General features: G+C 71.2%; 18 protein-coding genes. 5 read left to right on the top strand and 13 right to left on the bottom strand.

What is annotated here, in order from left to right; translation table 11 throughout:
* Window positions 1-132: 132 nt before the first annotated feature.
* The 3 genes from MKK53_RS16635 to MKK53_RS16625 are packed head-to-tail and all read right to left on the bottom strand — an operon-like array spanning window position 133 to window position 3,130.
* Entirely contained in the window at window positions 133-816 is a 684-nt protein-coding gene (locus tag MKK53_RS16635; protein WP_243929811.1) for a glutathione S-transferase family protein, read from the bottom strand.
* 24 nt (window positions 817-840) lie between these two features.
* Entirely contained in the window at window positions 841-2,295 is a 1,455-nt protein-coding gene (locus MKK53_RS16630) for a M48 family metalloprotease (RefSeq protein WP_243929810.1), read from the bottom strand.
* Window positions 2,296-2,308: 13 nt separating this feature from the next.
* A complete protein-coding gene (locus MKK53_RS16625; RefSeq protein ID WP_243929809.1) occupies window positions 2,309-3,130 on the bottom strand; it encodes a thermonuclease family protein in 822 nt (273 codons plus the stop codon).
* A gap of 763 nt (window positions 3,131-3,893) precedes the next feature.
* On the opposite strand from MKK53_RS16625, the gene MKK53_RS16620 reads away from it, so the two are divergent.
* Window positions 3,894-6,845 carry an FAD-binding and (Fe-S)-binding domain-containing protein gene (locus MKK53_RS16620; RefSeq protein WP_243929808.1) on the top strand — a complete coding sequence of 984 codons (2,952 nt, stop codon included), beginning with the start codon at window positions 3,894-3,896 and terminating at the stop codon, window positions 6,843-6,845.
* Window positions 6,846-6,910: 65 nt separating this feature from the next.
* Window positions 6,911-7,591, top strand: coding sequence for a GntR family transcriptional regulator (locus tag MKK53_RS16615; RefSeq protein ID WP_243929807.1), 681 nt, complete (start codon window positions 6,911-6,913; stop codon window positions 7,589-7,591).
* A gap of 13 nt (window positions 7,592-7,604) precedes the next feature.
* Here MKK53_RS16615 and MKK53_RS16610 read toward each other — a convergent pair whose 3' ends face one another.
* Entirely contained in the window at window positions 7,605-8,252 is a 648-nt protein-coding gene (locus MKK53_RS16610) for a GntR family transcriptional regulator (RefSeq protein ID WP_243929806.1), read from the bottom strand.
* Window positions 8,253-8,425: 173 nt separating this feature from the next.
* Between MKK53_RS16610 and dctP the strand changes: the two genes are divergently transcribed.
* Genes dctP through MKK53_RS16595 form a run of 3 tightly spaced genes read left to right on the top strand, consistent with a single transcriptional unit; the run spans window position 8,426 to window position 11,486 of the window.
* Complete coding sequence (dctP, locus tag MKK53_RS16605; protein WP_243929805.1) at window positions 8,426-9,448, top strand: TRAP transporter substrate-binding protein DctP; 1,023 nt, start codon at window positions 8,426-8,428, stop codon at window positions 9,446-9,448.
* Window positions 9,445-10,137, top strand: coding sequence for a TRAP transporter small permease (locus MKK53_RS16600; RefSeq protein ID WP_243929804.1), 693 nt, complete (start codon window positions 9,445-9,447; stop codon window positions 10,135-10,137). The genes dctP and MKK53_RS16600 overlap by 4 nt, the downstream gene beginning before the upstream one ends.
* Window positions 10,134-11,486 (top strand): TRAP transporter large permease, encoded by a 1,353-nt coding sequence (locus tag MKK53_RS16595; RefSeq protein ID WP_243929803.1) that lies wholly within the window; start codon window positions 10,134-10,136, stop codon window positions 11,484-11,486. The genes MKK53_RS16600 and MKK53_RS16595 overlap by 4 nt, the downstream gene beginning before the upstream one ends.
* Window positions 11,487-11,804: 318 nt before the next feature.
* On the opposite strand, the gene folK is transcribed toward MKK53_RS16595, so the two are convergent.
* The 9 genes from folK to pqqA all read right to left on the bottom strand — a co-directional run bounded on the left by folK (window position 11,805) and on the right by pqqA (window position 18,272).
* Window positions 11,805-12,275, bottom strand: a complete 471-nt coding sequence (gene folK, locus MKK53_RS16590; RefSeq protein ID WP_243929802.1) for a 2-amino-4-hydroxy-6-hydroxymethyldihydropteridine diphosphokinase — start codon at window positions 12,273-12,275, stop codon at window positions 11,805-11,807.
* Window positions 12,272-12,646, bottom strand: coding sequence for a dihydroneopterin aldolase (gene folB / locus MKK53_RS16585; RefSeq protein ID WP_243929801.1), 375 nt, complete (start codon window positions 12,644-12,646; stop codon window positions 12,272-12,274). The genes folK and folB overlap by 4 nt, the downstream gene beginning before the upstream one ends.
* Window positions 12,643-13,422, bottom strand: a complete 780-nt coding sequence (folP, locus tag MKK53_RS16580) for a dihydropteroate synthase (protein ID WP_243929950.1) — start codon at window positions 13,420-13,422, stop codon at window positions 12,643-12,645. The genes folB and folP overlap by 4 nt, the downstream gene beginning before the upstream one ends.
* Before the next feature lie 340 nt (window positions 13,423-13,762).
* Entirely contained in the window at window positions 13,763-14,131 is a 369-nt protein-coding gene (locus tag MKK53_RS16575; protein WP_243929800.1) for a hypothetical protein, read from the bottom strand.
* Complete coding sequence (locus MKK53_RS16570; RefSeq protein ID WP_243929799.1) at window positions 14,112-14,831, bottom strand: hypothetical protein; 720 nt, start codon at window positions 14,829-14,831, stop codon at window positions 14,112-14,114. The genes MKK53_RS16575 and MKK53_RS16570 overlap by 20 nt, the downstream gene beginning before the upstream one ends.
* Window positions 14,828-15,973 (bottom strand): pyrroloquinoline quinone biosynthesis protein PqqE, encoded by a 1,146-nt coding sequence (gene pqqE / locus MKK53_RS16565; protein ID WP_243929798.1) that lies wholly within the window; start codon window positions 15,971-15,973, stop codon window positions 14,828-14,830. Before pqqE ends, MKK53_RS16570 begins: the two co-directional genes overlap by 4 nt.
* Entirely contained in the window at window positions 15,970-17,046 is a 1,077-nt protein-coding gene (gene pqqC, locus MKK53_RS16560; protein ID WP_243929797.1) for a pyrroloquinoline-quinone synthase PqqC, read from the bottom strand. Before pqqC ends, pqqE begins: the two co-directional genes overlap by 4 nt.
* Before the next feature lie 202 nt (window positions 17,047-17,248).
* Window positions 17,249-18,148, bottom strand: coding sequence for a pyrroloquinoline quinone biosynthesis protein PqqB (gene pqqB, locus MKK53_RS16555; protein WP_243929796.1), 900 nt, complete (start codon window positions 18,146-18,148; stop codon window positions 17,249-17,251).
* A 34-nt stretch (window positions 18,149-18,182) separates the two neighbouring features.
* Window positions 18,183-18,272 carry a pyrroloquinoline quinone precursor peptide PqqA gene (gene pqqA, locus MKK53_RS16550; RefSeq protein WP_238204934.1) on the bottom strand — a complete coding sequence of 30 codons (90 nt, stop codon included), beginning with the start codon at window positions 18,270-18,272 and terminating at the stop codon, window positions 18,183-18,185.
* Window positions 18,273-18,415 lie beyond the last annotated feature (143 nt).

Raw genomic sequence — 18,415 nt, 5'->3', positions numbered from 1 at the left:
CCTGGATTGCTTCGCTCCGCTCGCAAAGACGGTAGCGGTTCGGGTGTCCCGCTCCGTCATCGCGGGCGCAGCGAGGCGACCCGGGGGGGGCGGGACGTCATCGAAGAAAGCGCGCCCCAAGAGCAGCGCGCTTCAGGGCGTCGGCGTGAGGAAGCGGAACATGTTCCGCCTCGCCTCGTCGTCCATGTCCGCCTTGAAGGCGTGGCGGGCCTTCAAGGCTTCGGCGCGCTGGGCGGCCGGTCGGGCGTTCACCGTGTCCAGCAGGCGCTTCACGTTCGGCAGGGTGCCGAACGCGTCCTCGCCGAGGACGAACGGGACATTCCGGGCCCAGCCCCACACCGCCATGTCGACGATGCCATACGTGTCGCCGAGCACGAAGGCCCGGCCGTCCAGGTGCCGGTCCAGCACGCCCCAGTGGCGGCGCGCCTCGTAGACGTAGCGGTCCACGGCGTAGGCGCCCGCATCCTTCGGGGCGAAGTGGCGGAAGTGGACGCACTGGCCGGAGAACGGCCCGATCCCCGTCGCCACGAACATCAGCCAGGACAGCATCTCGCCCCGCGCCGCGTCGCCCTGCGGCAGGAAGCGGCCCGCCTTCTCGGCGAGGTAGAGGAGGATGGCGTTCGAATCGAACACCGTCACCGCGCCGTCCACGATCGCCGGCACCTTGGCGTTGGGATTGATGGCCGCATAGGCCGCGTCGAACTGATCGCCCTTGCGGGGGTCCACCGGCACCGGTTCGTAGGGAAGGCCCAGCTCCTCCAGGCAGAGGGCGACCTTCATCGGGTTCGGGGAGAGGTTGTAGTAGAAGCGGATCACGGCACGGTCTCCGGTCGATGACGCCTATTCCGTCACGATCTTGTAGCTGCGGCCCGGCACCAGCACGCCGCCGCGCTCCAGCCCGTTGAGAACGAGGAACCGCTCGAGGGCGCGGTCGGGCACGACCATGCGCCGGGCGAGCTCCTCGGGGGTGGTGCCCCCGGCCTGCACGATCTGCAGCCGCGTCGGGTGCAGGGCCGCCACCTCGTCGGGTGGCACCTCCGCGAGGCTGGCCACCCAGCGGCGGAAGGCGGCATCCGGGTCGGCGCTGCCCTTGGCCGCCATGATCATCCGGTAGGTGGCCCCGCCGAGGTGAAGCGCGGCGAGGCGGAACGTCCAGTCCTTCCCCCGGGACAGGGCGAAGGCCACCGGGGTGCCGTTGACATCCCGGGTCTCGGAGCCGGCGGGGTCGAGGCTGTCGTTCCAGGTGGCCTTCAGCACCGCGTCGAGCCCCTGGCCCTCCTTGGTCTCGATCTGGTCGAACAGCAGGCGGCGGCTGCCGTCCGCCGTGGTGCCGAGCACCGCCGAGCGGGTGTTCTCCAGGCTGAACCCCTCCGGCACCGCGAAGGCGATGCCGAGGCCGGAATGGACGAAGCGCCCGCCGCGGACCACGCCGTCCCGGGGGCTGTCGCCGTAGGGCAGGCCGTCGATGGCGGCGAGGAAGCGGCTGCGGTCGTCGGCGCCGATGCCCGGCGCGCCGATCCGCCGGGCGGCACGGGTGGCCAGGGCCACGCGCTCGCTCGTGCCGGGATGGGTGGCGAGCATGTCCGGCTCGCCCGCCGTGCCGGCGCCCTGCTTGAGCTGGACGGTGCGGTTGAGGGCCGTGAGGAATCGCGCCGCCGCGAAGGGGTCGTAGCCCGCGCCGGCCAGGGTCTTCACCCCGGCGGCGTCGGCCTCCAATTCCTGCTCCCGGGAGAACCGGGCGAGGGCGAATCGCGACTGGCTCTTGAGCTGGGCGCCCGTGTCCGGGTCGTTCAGCACGTCCGCCACCACCTTGCTGACGAGGGCGGAGCGCAGCTCCAGCTCGCTGCGGGCGGTGGCGTGGTTCAGGGTGACGTGGGCGATCTCGTGGGCCAGCACCGCCGCCACCTCGGAGGTGTCGTTGGCCAGGGCCACGAGGCCGCGGGTGACGTAGAGCCGGCCGCTGGGCAGGGCGAAGGCGTTCACGACGGGCGAATCGAGCAGCGTGACGGCGTAGCTCTGGTCCGGCCGCTCGCTGGCCTTCACGAGGCGGTCCGTCACCTCGGTGAGCAGGCGGGTGACGGCCGGCGCCTTGGCCTCGCCACCGAAGGAGGCCACGAGCTTGACGTGGTCGGCGTCGGAGGCCCGCTCGCGCCCGGTGACGCGGGGCGCCTCGGCGGGCACGCGCACGACGGCCGGCGCGACCACCGAGCCGGTCTGGTCCGCCACGCAGGCGCCCAGGACCAGGGCGGCGAGGCCGAGACAGGCCGCCCTCCGGATACCGACACCCCCCCGCATCCCGTCCATCGCGCTAGCGCCGCACCTCAGAATCGTCCTGGCCCCGTGCGTCCTGCGCCACCGGAGCCCCTTCGTCCAGCATCTCGACCGCATCGGCCGTCGCCGCCGCGATGACCGGGCCCCGCCAGACCTCGACGACGCCGCGGACCCGCACGCGCCGACCGGGCAGCGAGTCGGCAGTCAAACCATGGGCGGCCATCGTTCGCCAAGTGCGTTTCGTTACCGTGACGGTGAGCCCGTCGCCGCCCCGGGGGCCGAAATCGAGGTAGGTGCGCGCACTGCGCTCGCCCACATGGCGGACCACGCCCTTCACCACGGCATAGCGGCCCGCGAGCCCGCGCAGGGCCGCCCCGTCCTCCGCCGCGAGCGGGCCGTCGCGCCACAGGCCGAGCCGCCGCCGCCGGGCCATGGCCTCCACGAGGCGCAGCGCCGGACGGCAGAGGGCCTCCGCCTCGCCGGGATCGGCATGGGCGAGGCCGGCGCCCACGAGGTCCCCCGCCAAGTCGCCCTCGAAGTCGCCGCCGGCCTCGGCCTCGGCGGCGACGCGCTCCCGGCCCCAGCGGTCGGGCGATCCGAGGGGCACGACGACGAGGCGCTGCCCTGCCCACCGGGCCAGGCGGTCCCGCGCCGGGGCGTCGTCCTCCGGCCAGCGCAGCGAATCGAGCACGGCCCGTCCGCCCGAGGCGAAGCGCATCTCGCCCCGGAGCCCGAGCCCGTCCAGGGTCTCGGTGCGGGCCGGGGCGGGGGTGCAGTCGGGATGGGGAACCGGCGCGCCGGAGGCGGGCAGCCCCAGGCCGAGCAGGAGCCAGGGCGCGTATCGCAGGCTGCCTCCCATGCCGGACCCCGCCCCCCGCGCCGCGCCGCGACGGTGTTGGCCGCGCCCTGCGGAGATGCTAAGGACGCGCGGTCGTCTCCGTAGCTCAGCTGGACAGAGCACAGGTTTCCTAGAGGTTCAAATTGGGCGTCGCGCCGGGAAACCGCGCGGCGGATCCGCTCAAAGTCGGGGAAAGCTTCCGGCTCCGGTGTCACCACACGGGAGCCCTGCCGATCCCGAGCCAAGCCCGCCCCGGCGGGAAGGTGTAGAGACTAGACGGGCGGCACCTAACGGCCGGGCGCGAGCCTCGGCCCACGGTGAAGGGATAGTCCAGACCACGAACGCCTCAGGCTCCGGCCGGGCGGCGGCGAAAGCCGAAGTGGGATGAAACCTGGGGTCGCAGGTTCGAGCCCTGCCGGGGACACCACTTTTTCCCGCGTCTTGCGCAAAGACCGTGGTGGTGCGGGTGTCCCGCTCCATCGTCGCGGGGGCGGTGACGCGACCGGACGTTGCGGGCCGTGTCCCGGCCTGGCGCGTCCCGGGATTGCGTCGCCCCGCTTGCACAGACGGGGTGGTTCGGGTGCCCCGTTCCGTCATCGCGAGCGCAGCGAAGCGACCCAGGGCAGCGGGGCCTTTGTCGACGCCGGCGCATCTCCCCATCGCGTCGCCCCGCCCTTCAGGATGTGGGTGAGCGCCGGCCCCCTCCGCTGCCACCTGCCGCGCGAGAATTTTCCCCACACGACTGAATCTTGAATACACTCCCGCAAACACCGGGAGGACAAGCGTGGCCGCAGGCACCGCCGACAGAGCTGAGACGCCCCGCGCGGCGTCGCGAAACGATGCGGGCCTTCCGCGCCGGCTCGCGGAGCGGCTGCAGGGAGAGGCGTGGTTCGATCCGTTCACCCGCGGGCGCTACGCCACCGACGCCTCGATCTACCAGATCACCCCCGCGGGCGTGGTCCTGCCGCGCTCCGCCGACGACATCGCCGCGACCCTCAAGGTCGCCGCCGAGCACGGCGTGCCGGTGATCCTGCGCGGGGGCGGCACCTCGCAGAACGGCCAGCCCATCGGCACCGGCTTGGTGGTCGATTGCTCGCGCCACTTCAACCGGGTGCTCGACTACGATGCCGAGGCCGGCATCGTGACGGTGGAGCCGGGCGTGGTGCTGGAGCGGCTGAACGCCCGGGTGAAGGCGGACGGCTGGTTCTTCCCCGTCGAGCCCTCGACGGCGACCCGCTGCACCATCGGCGGCATGGCCGGCAACAATTCCTGCGGCGCCCGCTCGCTCCGCTACGGCACGATGCGCGACAACGTGCTGGCGATGCGCGCCCTGCTGCACGACGGCGAGCCCTTCGCCTTCTCGCTGACCGGCAACGACGCCACGGGCGTCGCCGGCTCGCCGCGGGCGGAGGACCTCGCGGCGCGGATGCTGCGGCTCGCCCAGGATCACCGGGACGAGATCGAGGCGCGCTACCCGAAGGTGCAGCGCCGGGTCGGCGGCTACAACCTCGACGCCCTGGTCACGGACCGGCCGAACCTCGCCCACCTCCTCGTGGGCTCGGAGGGCACGCTGGCGGCCACCACGGCGGTGACGCTGAAGCTCTCCCGCCTGCCGGCCCACCGGGTGATGGGCGTGTGCCACTTCCCCTCCTTCCGCGCGGCGATGGAGACGACGCAGCACATCGTCGCCCTCGATCCGGTGGCGGTGGAGCTGGTGGACCACAACGTGCTGGTGCTCGGGGCCGACATCCCCCTGTTCCGCACGACGCTCGCCGACATCACCCGCGGGCAGCCGAACTGCCTGCTGCTCGCCGAGTTCGCGGGCGACGACCTCGCCGCCCTGAAGCGCGACCTCAGGCGCCTCGACGCCTGCATGGCCGACCACGGCTTCCCCGGCGCCGTGGTGGAGGTGATCGAGCCCGCCCGGCAGAAGCCGGTCTGGGAGGTGCGGGAAGCCTGCCTCAACATCATGATGTCGATGAAGGGCGACGCGAAGCCGGTCTCGTTCATCGAGGACTGCGCGGTGCCCCTCGAACACCTCGCCGACTACACCGACGCGGTGACGGAGGTGTTCACGAAGCACGGCACCCGGGGCACGTGGTACGCCCACGCCTCGGTGGGTTGCCTGCACGTCCGCCCGATCCTCGACATGAAGCGCGGGGGCGACGTCGCCAAGATGCGCGCCATCGCCGAGGAGACCTCGGAGCTGGTCCGCCGCTACAAGGGCTCGTATTCCGGCGAGCACGGCGACGGGATCTCCCGCTCGGAATTCGTCGAGCCCCTGTTCGGGGCGACCCTGGCCCGCGCCTTCGAGGCGGTGAAGGACGGGTTCGACCCGCAGAACCACCTCAACCCCGGCAAGATCGTCCGCCCCCTGCGGATGGACGACCGCAGCCTGTTCCGGTTCAAGCCGGACTACGCCGTGACGGCCCCGGCCAGGACCGCCCTCGACTGGTCGGATTGGGGCGGCTTCGGCGGCGCCGTGGAGATGTGCAACAACAACGGCACCTGCCGGAAGCTCGCGGGCGGGGCGATGTGCCCGTCCTACCGGGTGACGAAGGAGGAGCAGCACCTCACCCGCGGCCGGGCGAACTCCCTGCGCCTCGCCATCTCCGGCCAGCTCGGCACCGATGCCTTCACCAGCCCCGCGATGAAGCGGACGATGGACCTCTGCGTCTCGTGCAAGGCGTGCCGCCGGGAATGCCCGACCGGCGTCGACATGGCGAAGATGAAGGTCGAGTTCCTGCACCACTACCACGCCCGCCACGGCCTGCCCCTGAAGGACCGGCTGATCGGCCTGATGCCGCACTACGCGGGGGTCGCCGCCCGGCTGGCCCCGCTCCTCAACCTGCGGGACCGGTATCCGGTCCTGGCGGCGGCCTCCGAGCGGGTCGCCGGCCTCTCGGCCAAGCGCAGCCTGCCCGTCTGGCGGCGGCCGTGGAAGGAGGTCGGCGAGCCGGCCCACCCCTCCGACGTGACCGGCGACTTCCGCGACGTCATCCTGTTCGGCGACACCTTCAACCGCGCCTTCGAGCGGGAGAACCTGGAGGCGGCCGAACGGGTGCTCGTCGCCGCCGGCTACCGGCTGCACCGGGTCTTCCCCGCCAAGGGCCGCCGGCCCCTCTGCTGCGGGCGGACGTGGCTCGCCTCGGGCCAGACCGACCGGGCGCGGGCGGAGGCGAAGCGCACCCTCGACGCGCTGTTGCCCTATGTCCGGGCCGGCGCGCGGGTGGTGGGGCTGGAGCCGTCCTGCCTGCTCACCTTCCGCGACGAGTTCCTGGCCCTGCTGCCGGGGGAGGAGGCGGCGGTGCTGGCCGAGCGGTCGCTGCTGATCGAGGAGCTGCTGATGCGCGACCTCTCGGCGGGGCGCATCAGCCTGCCCTTCGTCCACCAGGGCGGCCGATTGGCGCACCTGCATGGCCATTGCCACCAGAAGTCCTTCGGAATGATGGGCACGGTGGAGGCGATGCTGCGCGCCGTGCCGGGGCTCGACGTCCGGCCGATCGAGTCGAGCTGCTGCGGCATGGCCGGGGCGTTCGGCTACGGCAAGGAGACGGTGGACGTGTCCCTCGCCATGGCGGAGCTGTCCCTGTTCCCGGCCCTGCGCGGGGCGGGGCCGGACGACCTCGTCGTCGCCGACGGCACCAGCTGCCGCCACCAGATCCATGACGGGCTCGGCCGCGACGCCGTGCATGTGATCCGTGTGCTGGACGAGGCCCTGGTGCCTCGACACTGAATTCCGCTGCACCTACACATATTGTCTTACCTATCGGTCCCCCGCGGCCGGATGTGTGTGTGCGCATGAACAAAATTGAATCCGGATTCGGCATCAGCCGCCGCTACCTCCATGACGAGGTGGCCGACCGCATGCGCGAGCTGATCCAGTCCGGCGAGATGGAGCCGAAGGAGCGGATCAACGAGGGCGAGCTGACCGAGCGCTTCGGCATCTCGCGCACGCCGCTGCGCGAGGCGATCAAGATCCTGGCGACGGAGGGCCTGCTCGAACTCCTGCCGAACCGCGGTGCCCGGGTGGCGAGCATCTCGGAGGAGGAGCTGGAGGATGTGATCGAGGTGATCGCGGGCCTGGAGGCGACGGCGGGCGACCTCGCCTGCCGGACGATCTCGGACGCGGAGATCGACGCCATCCAGACCGACCACGATGCCATGCTCGCCGCCTTCACGGCGGGGGACGAGGTCGGCTACTTCGCCCACAACCGCCTGATCCACGAGGCGATCATGGCGGCGGCCCGCAACTCCACCCTCTCCAACATCTACCAGAGCCTGTCGGGCCGCATCCAGCGCTCGCGCTACCGCGCCCACCAGACCGAGGAACAGTGGAAGGAGGCGATGTCGGAGCACGAGGAGATGATCGTGCACCTGCGCGCCCGCGACGGCACGGCCCTCGGGAGCCTGCTGCGGGAGCACATCCGCCACAAGAAGCGGGTCATCGCCGCGAATTACGGGGAACGCGGCGCGGCGTAGGCGGGCCGGTCCCTCACGCCGCGTCCGGCGCCCGCAGCCCCGACACGAGGTCGGCGAAGCGGTCGCCCTGCACGAGGACGTGGCCCCGCAGCCGCTCCGCCGCCGCGGCGTCGTCCCCCGCCAGGATCGCCTCCACGATCCCCCGGTGCTCCGCCAGCGATTGCGGCAGCCGCTGGCGCACCCGCAATTGCAGCCGCCGGTAGGGCGCGAGGCGGCGGTGCAGGTTCAGCGCCTGGTCCGCCAGGAAGCCGTTGTGGCTCGCCCGGTAGATGAGGCTGTGGAACACGTAGTTCTCGGCATAGTAGGCCTCGCAGTCGCCCGCCGCCGCGGCGCAGGCGGTGAGCGCCGTCTCCAGCGCCGTCCGGTCGTCCCCCGTGAGGCGCCGGGCCGCCAGCCGCCCGCAGGCGGCCTCGATCTCGGCCATGGTCTCGAACATCGCGATCAGGTGGTGCGGTTCGGGGGCGCTGACGATGGTGCCGCGCCGGGGCTTCGTCTCTACGAGGCCGCTCACGGCGAGCTGGAGCAGCGCCTCGCGGATCGGCGTGCGGGAGACGCCGAAGCGCCCGGCGAGCTGCACCTCGTCCAGCCGCGAGCCCAGAGCCAGACGGCCCTCGACGATCTCGTCCTCGATCGTCTGCCGGAGATCCTGCGCGCGGCTCATCCCCACCCCCCTTTACGGTTGTCCGGATTCATCCGCGTCCGAACTTGTCGGTGTAATATGCGAGGCCGTTGACAAAATATACAAGAGACCGTTCTCTGCATACCAAGACGGTAGGCGATGAATACCGCGTTGCACAAATACAGGCCGCATCTTGTGCGGCGCGGGAGGTGACCATGACGCCGACACGACGCAATCTCGTCGCCGCGACCCTTGCCGCGCCCGCGCTCCTCCGGTTCGGCCTGCGCCCGGCCGAGGCGGCGACCACCCTCAAGCTGTCGCACCAGTTCCCCGGCGGGACCCTGGAGGAGGGCGACTTCCGCGACCGCATGTGCCGGATGTTCGCCAAGCAGGTGGGCGAGAAGACCAAGGGCGCGCTGGACGTGCAGGTCTATCCCGGCTCGTCGCTGATGAAGACGAACGCCCAGTTCGGCGCCATGCGCAAGGGCGCCCTCGACATGTCGCTCTACCCGGCCCCCTATGCCGGCGGCGAGGTGCCGGAGATGAACATCGGGCTGATGCCCGCCCTCGTGACCTCCTACCCGCAGGCGATCGCCTGGAAGACCGCCCCGGTGGGCCGCAAGCTCACCGAGGTCCTGGCCGCCAAGGGGATCGTGATGGTCTCCTGGGTCTGGCAGGCGGGGGGCATTGCGAGCCGGGAGCGCCCGCTGGTGGCGCCCTCCGACGCGAAGGGGATGAAGGTCCGCGGCGGCTCCCGCGAGATGGACATGATGATGAAGGAGGCGGGCGCGGCCACCCTCTCGATCCCGTCCAACGAATCCTACGCCGCCATGCAGACCGGCGCCTGCGACGCGGTGCTGACCTCCTCCACCAGCCTGATCTCGTTCCGCCTGGAGGAGCTGTCGAAGGCGCTCACCTCCGGCCGCCAGCATTCCTACTGGTTCATGCTGGAGCCGATCATGATGTCGAAGATCGTGTTCGACGGCCTGCCGAAGGACCAGCAGGACGCCATCATGGCCACCGGCGCCGAATTGGAGGCGTTCGGTCAGGCCGGCGCCAAGGCCGACGACATCCGCGTCGAGGAGCTGTTCGGCAAGGCCGGCGCCAAGGTCGAGCAGCTCGACGAGGCCAACCTCAACAAGTGGCGCGACATCGCCCGGGCCACGGCCTGGAAGGACTACGCCGCCAAGAACGCGAGCTGCGCGGAGCTGCTCAAGCTCGCGGAGCAGGTGGCGTGAGCCACGCCTTCGACGCCGCCACCGCCGGCCCGGAGGCCCGTGCCGAGGCGGCGCCCCGCATTCCCGGCGCCCTCGGGGCCCTCGAACGGGCGTTGGCCGGGCTCAACCGGGTGATCATGGGGCTCGGCGGCCTCTGCCTCGTGGCGGCCTGCCTCGTGCTCAGCCACAGCGTGGTGGTCCGCTACCTGTTGAAGGAGCCGACCGAGTGGCAGGACGAGATGGCGGTGTTCCTCATCGTGGGGGCCACCTTCTTCTCGGCGGCGGCGGTGCAGGCCAAGCGCGGCCACGTCGCCATCGAGGCCCTGACCGGGCTGCTGCCGCCGGCGGTGAACCGGGTGCGGCTGCTGCTGGCCGACATCGTCAGCCTCGCCTTCTGCCTGTTCTTCGCGTGGAAGAGCTGGTCCCTCGACCACGAGGCCTGGACGGACGGGCAGGTCTCGCAATCGACCTGGGGGCCGCCGCTGGCGATCCCCTACACCCTGATGGCGGCGGGCATGAGCCTGCTGTGCCTGCAGTTCGCCCTGCAGATCGCCGAGGGCCTGCTCCACGGGCCGCGGGCGGCGGGCTGGGCCAAGCCGAAGGTCGGCCTGGGCGCCGACCTCAACGCGGACATGCGCGGGGCGCCGGAGATCACCCCCGAGGGTCCCGATCCGATGGGGCGGACGGTGGGCACGGGGGGGACGCGATGAGCACGGCGGCGATCGGCTTCCTCTACGCGGGCGCCACCCTCGGTGCGATGCTGTCGGGCATCCCCATCGCCTTCGCGCTCGGCGCGGTGGCGCTGGCCTTCATGCTGGCGTTCATGCCCGCCGCCTCCCTCGATACGGTGGCGCAGAACGTCTACGAGGAGATGGCCTCCATCACCCTGCTCTCGATCCCGCTCTTCATCCTGAAGGGCGCCGCCATCGGTCGTTCCCGGGCGGGGCAGGACCTGTACTCGGCCATGCATGCCTGGATGAACCGCATCCCCGGCGGCCTCGGCATCGCCAACGTCTTCGCCTGCGCCCTGTTCGCCGCCATGGCGGGGTCGAGCCCGGCGACCTGCTCGGCCATCGGCTCCGCCGGCATCCCGGAGATGCGCAAGCGCGGCTACTCGCCGGGCTTCGCCGCCGGCATCATCGCGGCGGGGGGGACGCTGGGCATCCTGTTGCCGCCCTCCATCACCATGATCCTCTACGCCGTGGCGGCCGAACAATCCCTCGGGCGGCTGTTCCTGGCCGGCATCGGGCCGGGGCTGCTGCTGGTCTGCCTGTTCGCGGCCTGGGCGATGGTGCGCTTCCGCGCCGAATACGCCACCGCCAAGGGAGTGCTGGAGCGTGGCGGGCCGGCCTCGCCGATCCTGGCCGAGGACACCTACAGCCTCGCGCAGCGCTTCTCGACCCTGCCGCGGGTGCTGCCCTTCGTGGTGCTGCTTACGGGCGTCATGATCGCGCTCTACGGCGGCTACGCCACGCCCTCCGAGACGGCGGGCCTCGGCGGCCTGCTGGCGCTGGGGCTGATCGCGGCGATCTACGGGGTGTGGCGCTTCCGGGACGTGAGCCCGATCCTCACCGCCACCCTGCGGGAATCGACCATGCTGATGCTGATCATCGGCATGTCGCTCCTCTACGCCTACGTGATGAGCTACCTCCACATCTCGCAGTCGGCGGCGGCGGCGATCGTGGCGATGCAGCTCTCGCCCTGGCTGCTGCTGGTGACGATCCTCGGCCTCGTGATCGTGCTCGGCTTCTTCCTGCCGCCGGTCTCGATCATCCTGATGACCGCGCCGATCATCCTGCCGCCCCTGAAGACCGCCGGGTTCGACCTCGTGTGGTTCGGTGTGGTGATGACGATCACCATGGAGATGGGGCTGATCCACCCGCCGGTGGGCCTCAACATCTTCGTCATCAAGAACATCGCCCCGGACATCCCGCTTTCGGACATCATCTGGGGCACGCTGCCCTTCGTGCTGCTGATGGCGGTGGCGATCCTGACCCTGTGCCTCGTGCCGGGCATCGCCATGTGGCTGCCGGACCTGCTGCTGAGCAGCACGCGGTAGGAGTCATTCGCCGATCCCTGCCTCGATTCTGAGTGCCCGGCCGGGAAGGCACGGGGAACCCCTCTCCCCGCCTGCGGGGAGAGGCCCCCTGACACCTTGTCGTGTCAGGGGGGAGCGCAGGCGAAGCCGAAGCGGCGGTGAGGGGGCGTGCCGGAGGAGGATCAACCGGCGAGCCCCCTCATCTTCGGCTGCCGCCTCGCCACGCCGACGACAGGGTCGTCGCGGCCCTCTCCCCGCAAGCGGGGCGAGGGGATTATTCCCCTTCGCGGCTCCACTTTCAGGATGAGGTGGTGCGAAGGACGGGCGACAGCCAACCCCTCAGGCCCGCACGATCCCCGTCCGGTCGAGCTTGGCGAGGGCGTCAGCCACCCGCTCGCCGCCGATGACGAGGTCGGGGGCGATCTCGTTCAGGGGCACCAGCACGAAGGCACGCTCGCGCACGTAGCGATGGGGCAGGACGAGGCGTTCGTCGTCCACAGCCGCGCCCTCGTAGGCCAGGACGTCGATGTCGATGATCCGCGGCCCCCAGCGCTCCTCGCGGATGCGGCCGAGGTCGCGCTCGATGCCCTGGCAGGCGTCGAGCAGGGCATGGGGATCGAGGTCGGTCTCGATGGCGACCGCGCCGTTCAGGAACCAGGGCTGGTCCGTCTTGCCCCAGGGCGGGGTGCGGTAATCCGGCGAACGGGCGACGACCCGGATGCCGGGTACGGCGGCGAGCGATGCCACCGCCCGGTCCAGCGTCGCGGCCATGTCGCCGATGTTGCTGCCGATGCCGAGCCAGGCCTTCACCGGCTGCCCTCCCGCCTGCGGGTGATGGTGACGCCGACGCGCTCCAGGATCGCCGGGACCGGCGCGCTCGGCTTGTCGACCCGCACGGTGATCGCCGCGATGGTCGGGAAGCGGGCCAGGATCTCGCCCGCGATGCTCTCGGCCAGGGCCTCGATCAGCTTGAAGCGGCGCTCCGTGGCGAGGGTCACGGCGATGGCCGTGAGGTCGGCGTAGCTCACCGTGTGGGCCACGTCGTCGGACCGGCCGGCGGGGGCGAGGTCCATCTCGGCGTCGAGCCCGAGGTAGAAGCGCTGGCCCAGCACCTCCTCCTCCGGCAGCACCCCGTGCCGCCCGAAGACGGCGATTCCCTCGACGCGGATGTGGTCGCTCATGCCCGCGCCTCCGGGCGCATCACCGCATCGACCACGCGCATGGCCTCCACATGGGCCGCCACGTCGTGGACGCGCACGATGTCGGCCCCGAGGGTGCCGGCCAGGGCATGGGCGGCCAGGGATCCATGGAGCCGGTCGGCGGGCTTGGTCTCCCGGTCATGCAGCCGCCCGAGGAGCGATTTGCGCGAGACGCCGACGAGGAGCGGGAAGCCGAGGGCCCGGATCTCCGGCAGGCGCCGGAGGGCTTCGAGGTGCTGCTCCCAGCTCTTGCCGAAGCCGATCCCCGGATCGAGCACGATGTCCCCGTCCGGGATGCCGGCCTTGCGGGCGATGGTCAGCGAGCGGTCGAAGAAGGCGAGCATGTCGGCCACGATGTCGATGCCGGGGTCGATCGCCTCGCGGTTGTGCATGGCGATGACCGGGGCCCCGTGCGCGGCGGCGACCGAGGCGATGTCCGGCTCGCGCTGCAGGCCCCAGACGTCGTTGACGATGGCCGCCCCGGCCTTCAGCGCCACCGCGGCGGTGGAGGCCTTGTAGGTGTCGATGGAGATCGGCGCCGCCAGCCTGCCGGCGAGCGCCCGGATCACCGGCAGGACGCGGGCCTGCTCCCCCTCCGCCGGGACGGGGGTGTGGCCCGGCCGCGTGGACTCGCCGCCGATGTCGAGGATCGCCGCGCCCTCCGCCACCAGCCGTTCGGCCTGCTCCCGCGCCTGCGCCTCCCCGGCGAACAGGCCGCCGTCGGAGAACGAATCCGGCGTGACGTTGAGGATGCCCATGACGAGGGTCCGCCGCCCGAGGCCGGGCAGCAGGGTGGACAGGGCGGTGGGGTGCGGGGTGTCGGTCACAGGAGCGGTGTGAGCGAAACGCGTGCCGGGTGCAACGGTCGGTCGCGACACGCGCGCCCTCCGGCGTTCGGGCCGACGCGGTTTCGACCCCTCCGCCCCGGGAAGATCGTGGCGATCCAGCCTCGTCCTTGCGGGTACAGCGAAGCCATCCGGGGGAGCGGGACGCGCCTGGACCGGGCGCGTCGCCCGATGGCCTCGCCCTGCCCGCAGGGACGGAAAGGGGAGGGGGCTGCGGGGATGGGTTGGGCGCGGCCGCGAGGCGCCGCCCCGGTCAGCCCCGGTAGCAGCGGATCTCGGCCTCGGCCTGGGCACGGCGCAGGTCGGCGACCTTGTCGTCGAAGACCTTGGTCGCCTTGAACTCGTTGGCGCGGTTGCCGATGCCCTGGCGCATGGACAGGATCGTGCTCGCCTGCACGTACTTGTCGTAGGGCAGGATCGCGGCGAGCTGGTCCACCGAGCACGAGCACTTCTGAAGGTTCTCGCGGGTCTGCCCGTTGGCCGCCATGCAGCCGAAGACGTAATCGACCCGCGCGTCCGTCGGATAGTCGTTCTCCTCGGCGGCCCGCCCCGGCGAGGCGGCCAGCCCGAACACCAGGGCGAGGGCGGCGATGCCGCCGAGATTAGCCAGCCTTCTGCTCATAGCCGAGCTTCTCCTCAAGCAATTCGCCGCCTTCCTGGTTCTTGGAGGCGGCTTCCATGGATACGATCTCGCCCGGCACCGTGGGGGAGGTCACGAACGTGTAGGTCAGGTTCTCCAGCCCGCGCATCCGATCGCTCATCTTGTCGCCCTCGAAGGGCTTCATCACGATGCGCCAGCCATCCACCTCCTTGCCGCCGAACGGCACCTTGGTGGGGGTGACGGTGGCGCGCTCGCGCAGGCCCCGGCGGATGGCGAGCTTCAGGTAACGCGGGTTGGCCTCCAGCACCCTGGAGAGGGCCATGACGTGGTTCTCGAGGAACAGCGGCACGACCGGGTTGCCGACCATGTCCTCGAACGGCCCCGCCGGCCGGCGGTTCAGGCCGGAGAACATCTCCACCTCCATGTTCCGCCCGTCCGGCTGCTTGCCCGGCTCCACCTTGATGGTCACCGTGTCCTTGAGGGGGGCGCCGAAGGGGCCCTTCGCGATGCCGGAGCGGCGCAGGTAATCGTAGGTGATCGTGCTGCCGGGGACGGCGTTCTTCATCTGCGGCTGCTCGAACAGCAGGTCGGCCGCGTTCGGGGTCGCGGTGGCGTTCGCCTGCGTCGGCGCGGGGGTCGGGGCCTCCTCGGCCCGGGCCGGACCGAAGGTCGATCCGGCGAGGGTGAGGGCGAGGGCGGCCGCGAGGGGGAGCGATCTCACGAAGGGGCACCTTCTTTCAGCGGCGAGCGGATGTTGCTGCCGATCGTGCGGTAGACGTAGTCGGGGGGCGTTTCGGCGGCCTCCTCGACGGCGAGGGCACGCACCTTGGCGTGCAGGGGGGACAGGGAGCAGGCCGGATCGGTGGCCGCCGCATCGCCCGCCAGGGCGAGCGCCTGGCAGCGGCAGCCGCCCCAATCCTTCTCCCGCCGGTCGCAGGAGCGGCAGGGCTCCTGCATCCAGTCGGTGCCCCGATAGGCGGTGAAGGCCGGCGAGTCCCGCCAGATCTCCCCGAGGGAGTGATCGGTGACGTGCCAGAACTCCAGGCCGGAGATCGTCTCGGCCGCGTGGCAGGGCAGCACCTTGCCCTGGGGCGTGACGTTCATCAGCTTGCGGCCCCAGCCGCCGGCACAGGCCTTGGGGTACTTCGCGTAGTAGTCCGGCACCACGAGGTCGATGACCAGCTGGCCCTTCAGCCGCTCGCGGGCGGCCTCGACGAGGCGGATCGACTCGTCCACCTGGGCCTTGTTCGGCATCAGCGCGGCGCGGTTGACGAAGGCCCAGCCGTAATACTGCGTGTGCGCCACCTCGAGCCGCTTGGCGCCGAGCTTCACCGCGAGGTCGATGAAGCCCTCCACTTCGTGGATGTTGCCCCGGTGGATCACCGAATTCAGCGTCAACGGCAGGCCGAGTTCCACCACCTTGGCGGCGAAGACCATCTTCTGTGGCTGGGCGTTCCTCAGGCCGCCGATCTTCTCGGCGTTCTGCGCATCGACGCCCTGCACCGACAGCTGCACATGGTCGAGCCCGACGTCGTAGAGGGCCTGGAGCTTGTCCAGCGCCCCGCCGACCCCGGACGTGATCAGGTTCGAGTACAGGCCGAGGTCGGCGCAGGTCTTGGTGATCTCCACGATGTCGTTGCGGGCGGTGGGCTCGCCCCCCGACAGGTGGACGTGCAGCACGCCGAGGCCCGCCGCCTCCGTCAGCACCCGCTGCCACGTCGCCGTGTCGAGCTCGCCCGAGCGCCGGTCGAGCTCCAGGGGGTTCGAGCAGTAGGGGCAGCGCAGGGGGCAGCGGTGGGTCAGCTCCGCGAGGAGCCCCACCGGGGCCGGCGCTTCGGGGCGGGGCGGCGTCTGCGCGTTCATCGCTCCAACACCCGCTTCTCCGCCAGCCCGTCGAGCATCACGCAGATGTCGGCCTCGATCGCCCGCGGGTCGGCGGCGTAGACCTTGCCGAGTTCGTCGGCGATGCCCGACACCGTGCGCGACCCGTCCACGAGCTTGAGGACGGCCACCGCGTTGTCATCGAGGTCGAAGGTCCGCTCCGGGGCCAGCAGGACGTGCTTCCCGCGCGTCTCGTCGTAGCGCATCCGCACGCCCCGGGGCAGGCGCGGGGTGTCGCCCGGCGCCGTCCTGCGCGGCCCCGCGGCCTGCTGCGGCGCGGCGACGAGGCCGACACCCGGCTGCCACGCATCCGGCGGGATCATCCCCGGCGCGACGTAGGCGAAGTACAGGGCGTCGAGCTGCACCCAGAGCACGTTGCACTTGAAGGTCAGGGCCTCCATCGCCTTGCGCTGGAGCTCGGGCGTGGTGGCGTGGCGCTTCACGTAATCGAGGGCGAAGTCGGCATCGCGCGGCGCCTGGGTGAGGCGCTTGTCGAAGTAGGCGAGCGTGTCCTTGGTGATGAAGTCGTAGTTCTTCAGCATCCCGGCGACGCGCTCGGAGATGATCGTCGGCGAGAACATCTCCGTCAGCGAGGAGGCGATGGCTTCGAGCAGCGTCCGCTCCGCGACGAAGTGGACGTAGGCCTCCACGGCGAACTTGGTCGCCGAGAGGATGCCGCGGGTGGAGAGCACGTAATCGCGGGCGAAGCCGACGCCCTCGGCGAGCTTCAGCCAGCGCTCGATGCCGCCGTCGCCGGGGGCGTCGCCGTCGTGATCGACGATCCGCTGCCGCCAGACCCGGCGCAGCTCGGCATCGTGCATCCGGGCGAGGACGGCGGCGTCCTTCACCGGGATCATCGCTTGGTAATAGTAGCGGTTGAGCGCCCAGGCCCGGACCTGGTCCTTCGAGAGCTTGCCGTCGTGCAGCAGGCGGTGGAACGGGTGCAGGATGTGGTAGCGCCGGGCGCCGATGTCGCGCAGGGCGGCTTCCAGCTCCTCCGGGGACAGGAGGCGCTCGCTCTCGGCGGCATCCGGGGTCGGGAAGATGGCGTTCATGGCGTGTCCGGCGTCCGTTCTCGGCTGTTGCCCGTCGGGGTTCTTGTGTCCGGCGCCCTCACGGGGGCCGGCGAGCCTTGCCCTCTCATGTAGGGGCGCAGGCCGAAGACTCAAACCGGTGCGGCCCTCGCGACGGCCTTCCCCGCCACGGCGGGCGAAGCGGTTCCGGGATCCCCGCCCGCCTGTGCGGGGGCGGCCCGCCTCAGAGGTCGAGGCTCAGCCCGTCATGGGCCACCGTCCAGCCCGCGGCCTCCACGTCGGCGCGCTCGGCCGAGCCCTCCACGAGGACCGGGTTGGTGTTGTTGATGTGCACGAAGACCCGGCGGCCGATCGCCACCGTGGCCAGGGCCTCGATCGAGCCGTTGCCGCCGCGCATGGGGACGTGGCCCATCCGCCAGCCGGTCTTGGTGCCGACGCCGGCGCGGATCATGTCGTCGTCGTGGAGCACCGTGCCGTCGAACAGGAGGGCGTCCGCCCCGTCGATGCGGCCCCGCACCGCGTCGTCCACCAGGGCGCAGCCCGGCACGTAGGCGAGGCGCTTGCCCCCCGCCTCGATCATCGCGCCCACCGTGGTCTCGGTGGCGGCGCCGATCTCGACCTCTGCGCCCTCCAGCCACAGGGGCACTTTCCCCGGCACCGCGAACAGGGTGACCTTGAGGCCGGGCAGGGGTTCGAAGGGGGTTTCCAGCGCGACGTCTTGCCGGGCGACGACGCCCTCGGCCATCACATCGAACACCCGGTTGGCGTTGACGGAATCGAGGATGCCGGGCGTGGCGTAGAGGGTGTAGGGCTGGCCCTCGCGCAGGGTCAGCAGCCCGGCCACGTGATCGACGTCGCCGTTGGTGAGCAGCACGGCGCGGATCGGGGAGTGGCGGAGCCCTTCGCGGGGATGCATCGCCGGGTTGTCGAACAACTGCTGGCGGATGTCGGGCGAGGCGTTGATGAGGAGCCACGCGTCGCCGTCGGCGGACACCGCGATGCTCGACTGCGTCCGGGGGCGGACGCGCTCGGGCTCGCTCCGGGCGAGGGAGCAGATGGGGCAGCGGCAATTCCATTGAGGAAGGCCGCCGCCCGCAGCGGAGCCGAGAACCACGACGCGCATGCTGCGTCTCCCGCGTGTCCCGGCCCGCTTGAACTCAGTTGAACGTGTCGATCTCGGCCGACTCGTAGCTCGTCACTTCCATGCCGACGCAGATCTCGGACACGACGGGGGCAGCCCAGGCCATGGTGTTTCTCCTTAGTATTTCGTTCACCGAGCGTCGTCAGATCAATCCTAAGAAGACCCTAAGACACTGATGGCGCTCTCATTTCTTGCGCAGGACCGATATTGTCCATTTGCGGTTCGCATTCAAGCACCAAATTGCCGGAT

The organism is Methylobacterium sp. J-076 (genome assembly GCF_022829405.1).
Classification (GTDB): domain Bacteria; phylum Pseudomonadota; class Alphaproteobacteria; order Rhizobiales; family Beijerinckiaceae; genus Methylobacterium.
This window is presented reverse-complemented; position numbering and strand designations above follow the sequence as displayed.

Excerpts from the sequence above, each read along its gene's own strand:
- pqqE (WP_243929798.1), bottom strand. The coding sequence starts at position 15,973 with ATGAACGCGCAGACGCCGCCCCGCCCCGAAGCGCCGGCCCCGGTGGGG.
- MKK53_RS16575 (WP_243929800.1), bottom strand. The coding sequence starts at position 14,131 with ATGAGCAGAAGGCTGGCTAATCTCGGCGGCATCGCCGCCCTCGCCCTG.
- MKK53_RS16595 (WP_243929803.1), top strand. The coding sequence starts at position 10,134 with ATGAGCACGGCGGCGATCGGCTTCCTCTACGCGGGCGCCACCCTCGGT.
- pqqC (WP_243929797.1), bottom strand. The coding sequence starts at position 17,046 with ATGAACGCCATCTTCCCGACCCCGGATGCCGCCGAGAGCGAGCGCCTC.
- pqqA (WP_238204934.1), bottom strand. The coding sequence starts at position 18,272 with ATGGCCTGGGCTGCCCCCGTCGTGTCCGAGATCTGCGTCGGCATGGAA.
- MKK53_RS16630 (WP_243929810.1), bottom strand. The coding sequence starts at position 2,295 with ATGCGGGGGGGTGTCGGTATCCGGAGGGCGGCCTGTCTCGGCCTCGCC.
- folP (WP_243929950.1), bottom strand. The coding sequence starts at position 13,422 with ATGGGCATCCTCAACGTCACGCCGGATTCGTTCTCCGACGGCGGCCTG.
- MKK53_RS16610 (WP_243929806.1), bottom strand. The coding sequence starts at position 8,252 with ATGAGCCGCGCGCAGGATCTCCGGCAGACGATCGAGGACGAGATCGTC.
- MKK53_RS16615 (WP_243929807.1), top strand. The coding sequence starts at position 6,911 with ATGAACAAAATTGAATCCGGATTCGGCATCAGCCGCCGCTACCTCCAT.
- pqqB (WP_243929796.1), bottom strand. The coding sequence starts at position 18,148 with ATGCGCGTCGTGGTTCTCGGCTCCGCTGCGGGCGGCGGCCTTCCTCAA.
- MKK53_RS16625 (WP_243929809.1), bottom strand. The coding sequence starts at position 3,130 with ATGGGAGGCAGCCTGCGATACGCGCCCTGGCTCCTGCTCGGCCTGGGG.
- dctP (WP_243929805.1), top strand. The coding sequence starts at position 8,426 with ATGACGCCGACACGACGCAATCTCGTCGCCGCGACCCTTGCCGCGCCC.
- folB (WP_243929801.1), bottom strand. The coding sequence starts at position 12,646 with ATGAGCGACCACATCCGCGTCGAGGGAATCGCCGTCTTCGGGCGGCAC.